This window comes from Ruegeria sp. AF2 (assembly GCF_056542025.1).
The window spans coordinates 422,375-435,715 of the sequence record NZ_JBQFZC010000003.1 but is presented as its reverse complement, the minus strand read 5'-3'; the positions used below and the strand labels follow the sequence as shown (position 1 = coordinate 435,715).

Below are 13,341 nucleotides of genomic sequence, written 5' to 3'. Positions count from 1 at the left end.
AGGCAGGGCGGAGACGTTCCGCTCTGCCCGGAGACACACATGACCTGGACCGATTTACAATCCGCTCTTGAAGGGCAGGGCTATGTCGCATCCGACGACCTAGCAGTTGCTCTCCATCTGGCGCTGACGTTGGAGCGGCCTCTTCTTCTGGAGGGCGCCGCAGGCGTAGGTAAGACAGAGGTTGCGCGCACCCTGAGCGATGCGCGCGACACCAAGTTGCTCCGACTGCAATGCTATGAGGGGCTTGACGCCGCTCAGGCCATCTACGAATGGAACTACCAGCGGCAATTGCTGACGATCCGCGCCGCCGCCGAAGATGGTGAGACGGGCAAAAGCGTTGAAGAGCGTATTTTTTCCCGTGATTTCCTGTTGGAACGCCCTCTATTGGCCGCCATTACCCAGGACACGCCGCCTGTTTTGTTGGTTGACGAAATTGACCGCGCTGATGTGGAATTCGAAGCCTACTTGCTGGAAGTTCTGGCCGACTATCAAGTGACTGTGCCAGAACTCGGCACCATCACGGCCTCTAGTAAGCCGATCGTGATCCTGACCTCAAACGGCACACGCGATCTATCCGATGCACTGCGTCGTCGCTGCCTTTACACCTATGTCGATTATCCGGACCGACAGACAGAACTTGCAATCCTCAAAGCCCGCTGCCCTGCGATTGAGGCACGTCTCGGCGCGCAAGTCGTAGGCTTTGTACAAAAGCTTCGCGAGGAGGAACTGGAAAAGACACCCGGCATCGCTGAGATGCTCGATTTTGCTGCCGCCTTGATGGGACTTGGGATTGCGGATCTGACCAACGATCCAACCGTGTTGCACTCCACCTTAACCACGCTGCTGAAAACTCAAAGCGATCAGGCACAGATCACCGCCGAAGTCGCGGCCCGTATCGCGGGGAAGGCCGCATGAGCCGGGTTTCCAAATTTGCGGCGCGTGATCCGGGGCCAGCGGCCCGTGTCGCCGGGTTCATTGCGCATTTGCGCCAGAACGGCCTGCGCCTAGGTGTGGCAGAGGCAGAGCTTGCCTTGCTTGCCCTCGGCGAGGTCAATGCCGCTGTCCCGAATGAAAGCCGTCGCGCGTTACGGGCCATCTGCACAGGATGCAAGGATGAGGCCGAACGGTTCGACAGCCTCTTCGATAGTTTTTGGATGGATTCCGGTCGGGTGAAGCAAATGGCCGTGCCCAAAGCGCAGTCTGCGCTCAGCGATGACGTGCATTCCTCTCGTCAAGCCAAGGGTCAGGATATGGGCGCATCGGGCAGCGCCATCGCTCCTGATTCCGGTGACGGCGAGGCCGACAGCGACGGCACCGGTAAACTTATCGCAACTCAGCAACGCAATCTCAGCCGCCGCGATCTGCGTGATCTGGTCCGCGCGGATGATATCGCAGAGGCCGAAGCAGTTGCGCGTCGCATCGGTGCCGCTTTGCGCGACCGACGTTCGCGCCGTCGGATCGCCGCCCGCAAAGGCGACCGCCTGCATTTTCGCAAGACCATTCGCCTGAGCCTTGCGACAGGAGGGGAACCTCTGCAGCTCTTGCGCAAGTCTCGCCCAGATCGCAGCCGCAAAATCGTAGCGCTTTGCGATGTATCGGGATCGATGAGCGTCTATGCACAAGTTTTCCTTGCTTTTCTCGCTGGGCTGATGCGCGCTGACAAAGATGCCGACGCTTATCTTTTTCACACACGGCTGGTTCGCATCACTGAAGCATTGCGCGACAAAGACGCACTGCGTGCAATTGGTCGGATGTCGCTGATGGCAGATGGCTTCGGCGGTGGATCAAAGATCGGGCCATCGTTGCAACGCTTTGCCGATACCTATGCGCGGCGCTTTGTAGATGGCCGGTCTGTCGTAGTGATCCTGTCGGACGGCTATGATACCGAGCCACCCGCAATCCTGGCAGCAGCGCTTGAGAAGCTGAGAAAACGCGGCTGTAAGATCATCTGGCTCAATCCATTGAAGGGCTGGAGCGACTACGCGCCCGTAGCTGGCGGAATGGCTGCGGCCTTGCCTTATCTCGACCTTTTTCAACCGGCCAACACCCTTGCCGATTTTGCCGCCCTGGAACCAAAATTGGTGACGCTATGAGTCCGGCAGAGATCTTAGACACGGACCTTGCCGATGCGGCACAAGACCTGCGTGACCGGCAAGAACCATTCGCCTTCGCGACAATCGTGCGCACTGCGGGGGCGACGGCGGCCAAGCCGGGTGCTAAAGCGCTGCTCAGCGCGGACGGGACAATCCTGCATGGATGGCTTGGTGGCGGATGCACGCGTGGCGCGGTCAAACGCGCTGCGGTAGAGGCTTTGCGCGCCGGTCAGCCGCAACTGGTTTCTGTCGCGCCCGAGGAACTCCTGGAAGAAATGGGCGTGATAGCGGGGGATGAAGTCGACGGGACGCGCTTTGCGCGCAATGGTTGCCCGTCAAAAGGCACCGTCGACATCTTTATCGAGCCCTGTTTGCCGATGCCCGAACTTGTCGTGCTTGGCGCATCCCCTGTGGCCCAAGCGCTTAGTTCCCTGGCACCGCAATTCCACTGGTCGGTTTCTGGCACCACGTCGACTGATACGACGTGCAATCGACGACGCTTTGTTGTCATTGCGACGCAAGGCCAAGGAGATCTGGACGCGCTCAAATCCGTACTGACAGATTTGCCCGATTATGTTGCCTTCGTCGGAAGCGCGCGGAAATTCTCGACATTGGCGGAAAAACTAAGGTTCGCCGGCATAACGCCCGAGGCCATCAACACCGTCCACGCCCCGGCGGGTCTGGACCTGGGGGCGGTCACGTCCGAGGAAATAGCGCTGTCGATCCTTGCGCAGTTAGTCCGTGTCAGACGGCATACTGTGGGGCTTGCCGATGGCTGATGTTGCCGCGATCCTTCTGGCCGCCGGTCTTTCCCGTCGCATGGGGGCGCAAAACAAGCTGCTGTTACCAATAGACGGCGTACCGATGATCCGCCGTGTAGCCATGGCTTACTTAGGCGCCATTGATACTGACCTGACGGTGGTAACAGGACATGAGGCGAGCGCCGTGCGCCGGGCATTATCAGGGCTAGCTGTTTCTTTGGTTCACAATGCAAACTTCACCAGCGGCCAGCAGAGCTCGGTTGCCACGGGATTGCATTGTGCACCTGACGCCCATCTGCTTCTGATCGGCTTGGGTGATCAGCCGCTATTGACCACTCAGGATCTGCAAGATCTGATTGCCGCTCACGTTGCAGGTGATGCGACTAAAGTGACGATACCTGTCCATAACGGCGCACGAGGCAATCCAATTACTATCCCGCAGCTATTGCGCCGGCGATTGCTGGAAAACCCCGCACGCCCCGGCTGCTTGGGCTTCACGCGCGATCATCCCGAACATGTACAAGCCGCTACGCTGCCATCGCCAGGGTTCTACACCGATGTCGATACCCCGGATGACTATGCGACCCATTTGGAAACCGCGAAAGAGCCGATCTCATGAGCCGACTTCTGATCTGGATGCGCAGGCGTCTTAAATCGCTCGAAATGACCACTGAACAAGCAGACAACATAAGATTTCCCTGTTGCTAAGAAGGACAAGACTATGGAACTGAAGGACGAAATCATCATCAACGCCCCGAAAGATCGCGTCTATGCGGCACTGAATGATCCCGAGGTGTTGAAACAATGCATCCCGGGTTGTGAAGAACTAATCAAGCATTCTGATACTGAACTGGAGGCCAAGGTCTTGCTTAAAGTAGGGCCCGTCAAGGCGCGGTTCGGAGGCAATGTCACCCTGGACCAGACCGGCGCCCCTGATGCATTCTCGCTGTCTGGTCAGGGCAATGGTGGTACCGCTGGTCATGCAAAGGGTGGCGCAGATGTGACGCTGAGTGCAGACGGCGACACGACGATCCTGCGCTATGAAGCAAAGGCCGAGATTGGCGGAAAACTGGCTCAGCTCGGCAGTCGTTTGATCCAGAGCACAGCCAAGAAGCTCGCAGGAAAATTCTTCAAGTCCTTCGCTGATGTAGTGAATGAAGGCGCGATGATTTAATCTTAATGGGTGGGGATGAATCGGTTCTGTAAGCTTGCTCCACCCGCGAACGACCAGAAAGGTAACTTGTACCGCCTGCGCAACTGCCTGACGTCATCGCCAATGGGACAGTTTAAGTCGATTTGATAAGAGAGGGTTTCTGGCTCATCGTAACCGCCAAGGAGTGGAGATGAGAAAGCAACCCGGAACCAAGCAGAGCCACGGTGAGAAGGTCGTAAAGGACATTCGCCGTGCGACCCGCAAACAGTATTCCGCAGAGGAAAAGATCAGGCCGTTCCGGATGACCGGAAGGGTGAGGATAGCATGCCGAGTTTTGCCGCTGTGAAAGCATTGCACAGAGCCTTTACTACAGCTGGTCCAAGGAATTCCTGGAATCCGGCAAGAAACGCGTGGCAGGTGATACGGCCCGCGCGGCGACTTCCACCCAAGTAAAGGATCTGAGACGGGAAACCCGTGATCTAAAGGAAGTTTTTGCTGAATAGGCCTTGGAATTGCGCCTGCTCAAAGAAAGCGTGATCGCGGATGGGGACGACGACGAGCGGGGCTCAAAAGTTTCCCTTTGAGGCTTCCGTCAGGAACAATTTGTCCAAAGTCAAATCTGAAACCGCGTGTTTCAGCCGCTCGGTCTCTTTCTAACGCCGTTTCAGTTCCTTCAACTGATCTACGCCCATTCCACCGTACTTCTTTCTCCAGCAGTAATAGGTTTGTTCAACAACCCCGATCAGTCTGATCGCATCAAGACGGGACATGCCTTGCCCCATAAGAACTTCAACCTGCCGCAACCACGAGACAATCTCTTCTAGCTTCGGTCGCTAGTTTGCCATTCTCATTCATCCGTTTCCTAAACATATCGGTGGACCAGTTCAGTTGGGGAGGCTCACATCTCTTCTGGACTTTCGAAATGATGCAAGTTTTCAGCATTTGTCCCAGGATTGGCGGCGCGAAAGCATGCAGCGGCGTTAGGTTTACAATTTCGATTGGATGGGGCGGCCAATTATCCAATATCCGCAGGATATAGTCGCCTTGCAAGAGATAGTATGGGAGACAAAATCCGATGTCATTCTTGAGACGGGCATCGCCCATGGTGGCTCTTTGATTTTGTCCGCATCATTGCTGGCCATGCTCGACTATGCTGACGCTGTGGAAAGCGGAGATTTGCTTGATCCGGCTAATCCGAGGCGACGCGTCGTCGGCATTGACATCGATATTCGTGCACACAACAAAGTCGCGATGGAACGCCATCCGATGGCCTCCCGGATCACTATGATCGAGGGATCCTCGACTGCGCCAGACACTATCGCGCGTGCCAAGGATGCTGTGGGCGACGCAAAAAGAGTCATGGTTTGTCTCGATTCGATGCATACCCACGACCATGTTGTCGCCGAACTAGAGGCATATGGGCCTTTGGTTGCCTCAGGTTGCTATTGCCTGGTTCTTGATAGCTTTGTAGAAAACATGCCGCAGGGATTCTTCGAAGACCGCCCTTGGGATGTTGGGAACAACCCCAAAACGGCTCTGCACAGCTGGTTAAAGGACAATCCCGATTTCACCATTGATCGCGATATGGCGACTAAACTGCAGGTGACCGTTGCACCTGATGGATTTTTGCGTAGGGATTAGATTTGACGGTGAAGACTTTTGTGTAGTCGCGATCAGCAGGGCCATGCACTTAGCTTCCTTTTTGTTGGATAGACGCCGTTCAATTTGTTCCCGTTGTTGCGACACCGTGAACAAGATCGGTGCACTTAAGGCTTTGTTGCGTGGAATAACATCGCTAGAGCGTCCTATCGAAAAACTGAAGCGCCGGGATTCCCATGAGAACTGAATTGTAATGCATCGTTTATGACAGGATGTATCATAACAGCACCATTGCCAGATGCGTTTCGGTCGCGGCTTCGAAAGTTGATTGAAGAATGGTTATGCGGGAGCGCGACGGCGTTATGGTTGTAACTTTCGCCTGCAACCGGCGCACGCACAAGGTTTACGGTCCGACGAACTGGACGATTGAAGGCCGCGCCGCAGGTTCGACCTTGCAGTGAAAGCATTCTTGATCCCCATCGCTCATTTCTTATCGAACGGATTGAGCAAGACGAAGACACAACCATGCCTGAACTAGCCAATGTACTGGCATATACGACCGGTGTGCAATCACACCCTAATGCGATGACAGGTTTCCGAGCAAGTTTGGCTTTAAGTACAATAGAAGACGCTGGTGGCCACCGAGCGACGCTACACACGGACAAGGGGACAACGCTACGACTGGTCTACCCGCCACCCGCCAGCTGTCTCGGCCAAGCCAGATCGCGTTGGAGCAAGGACATTCACTGAAATGTTCGACGCCTTCTCAGAGATCTGCGCTCTCTTCTCACCAGAAGAATGCTGGAACCACTTTGGGGCTGCCAGATTTGTCTCAAGTTAAAAGCCGGTGGTTTAAATTGTGTGTCCAAGTCGTTGTATAGCAACGTCATGTGCCGGGGCTTGTACTGGTTGGAAACGATTGCGTCTTGAACGTGTGCCTCTGATACGATTGAAGTTCTGAGTTCAACAACGCTGCGTTAGAATGGTATGGCAACTATGCGGCATAGCAGTTGAATAAAGGGGATCGCCGGTTGCACTGATGCGCTTTCCTAGAATAGTTCTGCGTATCTATTGATACAATCCAGATCGGTGGTTCGAATTGCCCTTCAGTCTTCACCTTAGTTCATCATTGCATGCTATAATCTTTCGACTGACACACCCAAGAAAGTACGTCGAAGCACGTAAACTTCGTTCTGCGGCAAAACACGCTCTCGAGAAGAAGAACTTTCGTTCAGCGTCGGGGACGATTTTGAAGGCGTTGAATTGTAATCCAGCGCTGAGGAATGGCGCGCAGCTTCTTGCTAAAGCAAAGGCCGCGGACGTGAGAGCAGGAAAGGCAGACTTAGTTGCAGAAGCGGAAATAGACCTTGTTCACGAAGTCGAACGGAAACTTGAGACCCGCAGGTTGTGTTCTGATGCAACGTTCGAAGCACTGGCCGTGGTCAAGGCATTGCAACTTGATGCCGAACAGTCGCTGGACGCTCTTTCGCGTTTGAAATCGCGCCGCCGCCGCAAGGTACTGTCTTTTGCAGTGATCGGCGTGTTGAGTAATGCGTTCGAGGATCGTAGCCATTTCCAAAAGTTCATTCAGTTGTTGGACCAATTTGGTGTGGCCGAAGAGGCAAATTCTCGCCGAAGTGTATTCAATATGTGGTTGGTGCACGAACTGAAGTTCGGGGTGCCTTACAAGGGTGGACATCCTCTTCTGGTTCCCGAAGTTTTTCAGAGGTTTATACAAACCGTGCAGGAAGGTGATCCCGCCGTTGCTTCTTTCCCTATCGAATTGCAGGACCTTATAAGGGCAGGGCAGGTTGGCGGCGCGCATGGTGGTTCCCCCGTCGAGTGCAAAAAGGTGTTGGTCGTCTCTGACAACTGGAACTTTTTTCCGCTGGCTGCGAAGGCACTCGAGGACGATGGATTTGAAGTGCGTTACCTCGATTTTGGAATTATCAGGCAGGCGTTTCCCAATACGGATCGCAAACTGGGTATTTCGTACCAAACAAAGAGCATCGCCGGGCGACCCTCTGCGACCGCTATCCGCGAAGCGCTGGCAGACCGCAATCCGTTAGCGAGTGACCTTGTTGGTTGGGCTGATATCGTTTTTTGTGAGTGGCTGACGGAGGGCGCTGTCTGGATGAGTCACTATTTGCAGGAAGAAAAGCCGCTGATAGTTCGTTTACACAGCTACGAAGCATTTACGGCATACCCTCTGATCGCGAACTTTCGCAGGATCAATGGGTTAGTATTCATTGCGCCACAAATTCGTAAGGTGTTGACTGCGCTGGTGGGTGAGAAGGCTCTTTTGGACACCGTTACAAATGTCATTCCCAATATTAGAGATGTGTCGAATTTCAACTTTATAACGCGCGAGACGTTATCAAAAAAGACCCTGGGTATGACGCAATACGCTTCCGCAAACAAGGACCCAATATTCGCTCTCGACATACTCAAAGAACTTCAGGTGCATGATCCATCCTGGAGGCTTCGTTTCGTTGGAAAGCCTTGGGGTAGCGATGTATCGGACTCTGAAGCGCAATATCAACTCAATTTCAAGAAAAGACTTTCTGAGTTTGGAGATAGCGTTTCAGTTGAAGGGTATACAAACGACATTGCTAGTTGGTACCGGTCGATCGGCTTTGTTTTATCTACGAGCCAAAGAGAAGGTAGTCATGAGAGTCTCGTCGAAGGCATGCTTACTGGTGCTATACCGGTTCTACGGAATTGGCCCATGATGGCACCTTTTGGGGCTCCCGAGTCAGTCTTCCCGGATCTTGAACGAGTAAATACTGCGGCCGAAGCAGCTGCATATATTCTTCAAGCATCCGATCAATACGAAATACGCTCTAAAGCCGCTGCAGATTACGCCGTCGATTATGTGACTATGGATAGGCCGGAAATTGAGTTGCCACGGTTTGTCCGAGCAGTATGTCGGCCTGACCGCATTGGACAATCCGTGGTTGCTTCGTGACTGTTCTCATCACCGGAGACGCTGGCTACGTCGACAGCCATATCGCCTGGGAGTTTCTGGACCAAGGCGATTCTGTCGTGATCCTTGACAACTTGATGACGGGTGTCTGTGAAAATCTACCAGAATCGGCAGTTTTTGTTGAAGCTTGCATTGGTGATGAAAAGGTAATTGCAGAACCACATTCTGGCATCCACACCATCCTGGTAATTGACCTCCCGATTGCGTTGGGAAAATGTCAAAAATTTTGTTCTTTTTGAAAATGGTATGAAAAAAAAGTAGCGGTAGCGTTCTTCTCGCTTTGTTTCTTACCCCCTAGAAACAAACAGCCATGGATTTCACGATCCTCAAGCGAGGTACAGAAACGGACGTTGGAGTGGCGTCGGTTTTCCGCGGTTGGTTTGTGGCGGCCGACTTACTAACCAACCACAAGAGTTAAGTTGGCCGCCTAAAGCTGTACGGCAGGCGCATTATCACTTGGTGCATGGCTTAAGAACTATATTGGCCGCAGCCGAAATGGAGGCTACGGCTAAATCTATGCTATCGGATTGGGCGCACCATCGATCTGTTTTGAAACGTGACGTAAGTTACTCTCCGTCCCGAATACAACTTCCGTGATCTTCTAGGTTTTTGGAACCGTGCGTAGACAACTCGTACTTCATCGTCGGGAAAAGAGTCAGCGTCCAGACTTCATTTGATGCGATGTGGATAAACGTCACACCATCAAGACCATGCGCAACCGTATGGGTCTTCGAATTCAACGGCTTAAACCAATCAAAAGCAGATAGAGCCGTTTCACCAAATCCTACGGGTGAAATGAGTTCCTGCGCGAAATTCACGGCAGTTCGTTCGCTTTACAGTCGCTCGTAGAAGAAGCATTTCCACCATCGCAATGCATAACAGCAAAATGGGCTACGTTCGCCGCATTTGAGGTCATTTATGGATGTCGGCTCGGAGCCAAATTCGTGGGCCCGCTGATTCGAGCTGAACGGCAGCTTTGGTCCGCTCACCTGCCACCTAACACTGGATTTGGAATGTCAGGAATGCGCGGTTGTGGCATGCTGCATGAACGAATGGCAGAGGTGGAATCAAAGGCAGGTGAGGGCTTATACTTCAAATCGATGCCCACCGCAGAGAACGGCGGGAGAGTGCCCTTATCGGCCATTGCTACAACGGTTCAGCGCTGCGGACGCATTAGACAGGTCTGCAGCCCAAAGCGGACATTCAAATCCAGGCATGATGACTTTCAAGATGCGGACAATCTGCCGTTCGCTTTCATCCGCGCAATGCCTGCATCCGGTAAGCGATATTCTCTGAGGAAAGGTTCAACTATTTGGGAAACAGCAAGGTAGCTACAAGTCTCGCGCCCCAACCATCGGGCCCACTATCGGGGCCGTCGGCCGAATAGCGTATCCCCCCGCCTACGCTAATAAGTTGATCCCCGAGTTGGGTAACTTTGGTGACAACACCGTTGATTGGCACAGACCATTGATCGTTTTCCCAATCGTAGGTGGACTCAGTGTTTATAGTGAACGTCCACGCGTTCGAATTTGTGTAGGAAATAAATGGCTGTAAGAACGTCTGGTTGATGTCGGTGTCACCATCAATGTCCCAAATGTGATTTGTCAGGCCACCATATGTCCAGGGACCCTGTTGTTTGAGTGCCACGCCGGTAACTCCAGCACCCCACTCTCCGAGACCTAAGCTGTTATCTGTCGACGTTGGCAGCAGAAAAACGGGTCCAGCCCCCCAGATCCAACCGCCCGCACTTGGTTTTTTGGGCGAAAGAAATAAGCTTTGAACAGTATCTCCTAGCCCAGTCTCGGATCCAGAACCCGGTATGCCACCATCTATGGAGGCGATTGGGAGAATTGTTCGGGATATGAGGTTCCAATCGTCCGTAAGATCAAAGGGAATAACCGGTTGTACGTTCAATATCCAACGCGAACCATTTCGGTCGGCACCCAAATTCTGATCATAATTCAGCTGGAATGGCACACTAATGAGAGCAGCCACTGGGTTAGCAAGTTGCTTTGCTAGTTCTTCTTCCTGGGACTCTGCCCACGCAGTACCAGAAAGGACACCAACCCCGGCAAGTATGGAGCAGCGTAGCAACCTTAGTTTCATAGGCGGTCTCCTTTCAGTTGGCCGTTTTCTCATGGGTGGCTTGCACTTGAAATCGCCAGATTGGCAATGACGTCAATGGCGCACTCACAGTCCGCCGCCGCCGAACTGGATGAATTTATCCAACCTGGTTGACTTTTAGCCAAAATACTTGGTCGAAACTGGCTTTCAGACTGTCTCCATAAGCGTGTCCGAAAGCACATCCTCGGAGAGCGCCCCCGGTGCGCCTATTGCGACAAGCCTTGTTTCGGGTTTGCGGTCACCCCAAGCACCATCCCGTGCGATGTCCATACGTTTTCCAACCACCTGAACAAGAATGCGATGATCTGGATCCTCCTCGCTGAAAACAAAACCCTTGAGACGATAAACGTCACCCGGAAGCTTCCGAATTGCACTCCTGAGAGAGGATAGGCTTATCGGGCGTTCAGCTTTCATCATAGTTGTTGAGAAGCTGTCTGAGTGATCAGAGTGATGACAACCACAATCTGGTCCATGTTCATGGTGATCAGGTATTTCCGTTTCGAGTTGTTCGGCGGCAAAGCGACCAACAGAAAGAAGTATGTCGAGTGGGACGTCTGCGTTTACAGCTTCGACCAGGCGATATCGACGGAAGCGAGATCCGAGCCAATCGTGCACCCTTTGAACAGCCGCCCTGTCGACGAGGTCGACCTTGTTCAAAATAACCATGTCCGAAAACGCAATTTGACGGAGCTTTAGTTCCATTTGTTCTGGTGCAGCAAATAGTTGTTCCGCGTCGACAAGACACATGAGGCTGTCCAAGCGGATCATGTCCCGAAACTTTTGATCTGTAAATGTCATCGCGATTGACGATGGATCCGACACTCCGCTTGCTTCAAGGACGATGTATTCTGGTTTCTCAGGCCGAGCGAGAACAGCTTCTACCGTTTCAATCAGATCATCTCGTATCGAGCAGCAAACGCACCCATTAGCCAAGCTCATCACATCATCTTCGAGGCCAACCACCAAGTCGGCGTCTACGTTTATTGATCCAAAGTCATTCACCAGAACTGCCACTCGCAATCCGTGATTGCCGGTAAGGATCCGGTTCAAAAGTGTCGTCTTACCGGCTCCAAGAAAGCCGGTAAGGATCGTAACAGGGATCGCAGAAGTCGAACCAAATTCAATCATTGTTCGATCTCCTCTCAGTCTTCATCACGCGAGCCGATTACATCCGAAACTCTGATGGTAAAGTCTTGCGGCCAGTCCCCGCCGGGTGCTCGGAAAACGTCAGTTGGGTAGTATTCGCGTGGATCGATCTCCATATCTCGATACTTCTGGTCTTGCTGGTCTGCGCGAGTGAGTCTTGGGTTCGGTAATGTGATTTCATCCGGAAGCTCAATACGCCCGGCCTCGGCCGCCGCAGCCAGTTCACGAAATGGTGGCACTGTACCGGATTTTCCGGGCAGTGCAGCTTTCCTGTACCAGATTGCATCCTTGGTCACGTTCACAACGGCTACATCGAGGCCCCATTGGAACAGACCGTCATAGTGGGCGCGAATACCAGCCAGCATTTCAGCGTCGATGTCTTCATCCTGGGTATAGTGTGTCACCATTCCCAAACGCGGCCTTGTGTCAGCAAAGAGCTTACCCACGGCATAGTGGGAGGTGTGATGCGTATCGATAGTGTAGTTAAAGAGATCTTGTGGGATACCGTATTTGTAGGTCATCAACTGACCAATATCCTGCCCCGACATTTCGGTTACAAAGACATCAACGCCTTCGCCGTATTTTCGTGAAAGCTCATCTGGGCGACCATCGCCGGTCCAAACAAAGCTCAGACCATTCCAATCGAGCCGATAACCAACCGCACCGTCCTTGGCATGACTTCGCGGCCAAGACCGAACAGTCACACCGTCTTCGTCATAAACAATACCACCTTCCTGGCGGAAATCGAATTCATTGACTTCGATCTCGTAGCCGTCCCCAATCGGGAAAACATCAAAGGCCTCCAGATGCCATTTGAGCATCTGTTGCATGCCTTTGACCATACCGGCTGTACCAAGCTCGGGCGTTCGACCTGACGGCCCATGGATGCGTAGTGGCGTGTAGCCACCCGACCAGGCACGGAAGGGGTAAATATACGGAATGTCGGCATAGTGGTCGACATGCAGGTGAGAGATGAAGATGTCGTTGATCAACTGCCCAGGCACTTGCATCGCAATGATGTTGCGTACACAACCGGATCCAAAATCGAAGAAGAACCTTTTTCCGTTACCCAGCTCGACCATAATACAGGTGCCCGCTTGATCTTCGCGCGGCGGATATGGTGTTGAGCCACAGAATGAGATACGCATCTCATCTGGCCCCAACTCCTCACTAAGCGGAAAATAGTTCGCATTTGAACCCGTCATGTACTTCGTCGGACGGAAGTACTCCGGCAATGATATGCCACCTGCTGGTCGACCACCATATGGGTTTTTGAGTGTTTCTCCTAGAGGGCCGTCACCTTCGTGGGCCTCGGCGCTTCCTGCCGCAAACCCAGCTGCCCCTGTGGCAGCCGCTCCAGTGGCCAAGCCCTTTAGAACACTCCGCCGCGACGGGTCTTCAATTTGATCTGACGCCTGAACCTGTTTGTCGTCCTGGTCTTTTCTATTGTCTTCCTTGGTCATGGATTGGTCCTCAGTT

General features: G+C 53.1%; 10 protein-coding genes and 3 pseudogenes. 9 read left to right on the top strand and 4 right to left on the bottom strand.

Annotation, left to right across the window (positions count from 1 at the left end; genetic code table 11):
* The first annotated feature begins 39 nt into the window (after nucleotides 1-39).
* From ACR0NM_RS12890 to ACR0NM_RS12865, 6 genes and pseudogenes are all read left to right on the top strand, one after another.
* Nucleotides 40-915, top strand: coding sequence for an AAA family ATPase (locus ACR0NM_RS12890; protein ID WP_480615045.1), 876 nt, complete (start codon nucleotides 40-42; stop codon nucleotides 913-915).
* Nucleotides 912-2,093, top strand: a complete 1,182-nt coding sequence (locus tag ACR0NM_RS12885; protein WP_480615043.1) for a vWA domain-containing protein — start codon at nucleotides 912-914, stop codon at nucleotides 2,091-2,093. Before ACR0NM_RS12890 ends, ACR0NM_RS12885 begins: the two co-directional genes overlap by 4 nt.
* Entirely contained in the window at nucleotides 2,090-2,872 is a 783-nt protein-coding gene (locus tag ACR0NM_RS12880) for an XdhC family protein (protein WP_480615041.1), read from the top strand. Before ACR0NM_RS12885 ends, ACR0NM_RS12880 begins: the two co-directional genes overlap by 4 nt.
* The gene (locus ACR0NM_RS12875; protein ID WP_480615039.1) at nucleotides 2,865-3,473 is read left to right on the top strand and encodes a nucleotidyltransferase family protein; all 609 of its coding nucleotides are present in this window, start codon (nucleotides 2,865-2,867) and stop codon (nucleotides 3,471-3,473) included. Before ACR0NM_RS12880 ends, ACR0NM_RS12875 begins: the two co-directional genes overlap by 8 nt.
* 102 nt (nucleotides 3,474-3,575) lie before the next feature.
* Entirely contained in the window at nucleotides 3,576-4,028 is a 453-nt protein-coding gene (locus tag ACR0NM_RS12870; RefSeq protein WP_170402067.1) for an SRPBCC family protein, read from the top strand.
* 169 nt (nucleotides 4,029-4,197) lie between these two features.
* Nucleotides 4,198-4,507, top strand: a pseudogene (locus ACR0NM_RS12865) (transposase); the annotation flags it as partial.
* Nucleotides 4,508-4,535: 28 nt separating this feature from the next.
* Here ACR0NM_RS12865 and ACR0NM_RS12860 read toward each other — a convergent pair.
* A pseudogene (locus ACR0NM_RS12860) lies at nucleotides 4,536-4,822 on the bottom strand (transposase); the annotation flags it as partial.
* A gap of 181 nt (nucleotides 4,823-5,003) precedes the next feature.
* Here ACR0NM_RS12860 and ACR0NM_RS12855 point away from each other — a divergent pair.
* The 3 genes and pseudogenes from ACR0NM_RS12855 to ACR0NM_RS12845 form a co-directional block, all read left to right on the top strand.
* Nucleotides 5,004-5,648: pseudogene (locus ACR0NM_RS12855) on the top strand (cephalosporin hydroxylase family protein); the annotation flags it as partial.
* A gap of 1,207 nt (nucleotides 5,649-6,855) precedes the next feature.
* The gene (locus tag ACR0NM_RS12850) at nucleotides 6,856-8,574 is read left to right on the top strand and encodes a glycosyltransferase family protein (protein ID WP_480615037.1); all 1,719 of its coding nucleotides are present in this window, start codon (nucleotides 6,856-6,858) and stop codon (nucleotides 8,572-8,574) included.
* On the top strand, nucleotides 8,571-8,831 hold the full coding sequence (locus ACR0NM_RS12845; protein WP_170564275.1) for an NAD-dependent epimerase/dehydratase family protein: 261 nt from the start codon (nucleotides 8,571-8,573) through the stop codon (nucleotides 8,829-8,831). The genes ACR0NM_RS12850 and ACR0NM_RS12845 overlap by 4 nt, the downstream gene beginning before the upstream one ends.
* 1,069 nt (nucleotides 8,832-9,900) lie before the next feature.
* Here the strand turns inward: ACR0NM_RS12845 and ACR0NM_RS12840 are convergent.
* The 3 genes from ACR0NM_RS12840 to gntH all read right to left on the bottom strand — a co-directional run bounded on the left by ACR0NM_RS12840 (nucleotide 9,901) and on the right by gntH (nucleotide 13,325).
* Nucleotides 9,901-10,698 carry a transporter family protein gene (locus tag ACR0NM_RS12840; protein ID WP_480615035.1) on the bottom strand — a complete coding sequence of 266 codons (798 nt, stop codon included), beginning with the start codon at nucleotides 10,696-10,698 and terminating at the stop codon, nucleotides 9,901-9,903.
* A 165-nt stretch (nucleotides 10,699-10,863) separates the two neighbouring features.
* Complete coding sequence (locus ACR0NM_RS12835; protein ID WP_170513653.1) at nucleotides 10,864-11,844, bottom strand: CobW family GTP-binding protein; 981 nt, start codon at nucleotides 11,842-11,844, stop codon at nucleotides 10,864-10,866.
* A 14-nt stretch (nucleotides 11,845-11,858) separates the two neighbouring features.
* Entirely contained in the window at nucleotides 11,859-13,325 is a 1,467-nt protein-coding gene (gene gntH / locus ACR0NM_RS12830) for a guanitoxin biosynthesis MBL fold metallo-hydrolase GntH (RefSeq protein WP_480615033.1), read from the bottom strand.
* Nucleotides 13,326-13,341: the final 16 nt, after the last annotated feature.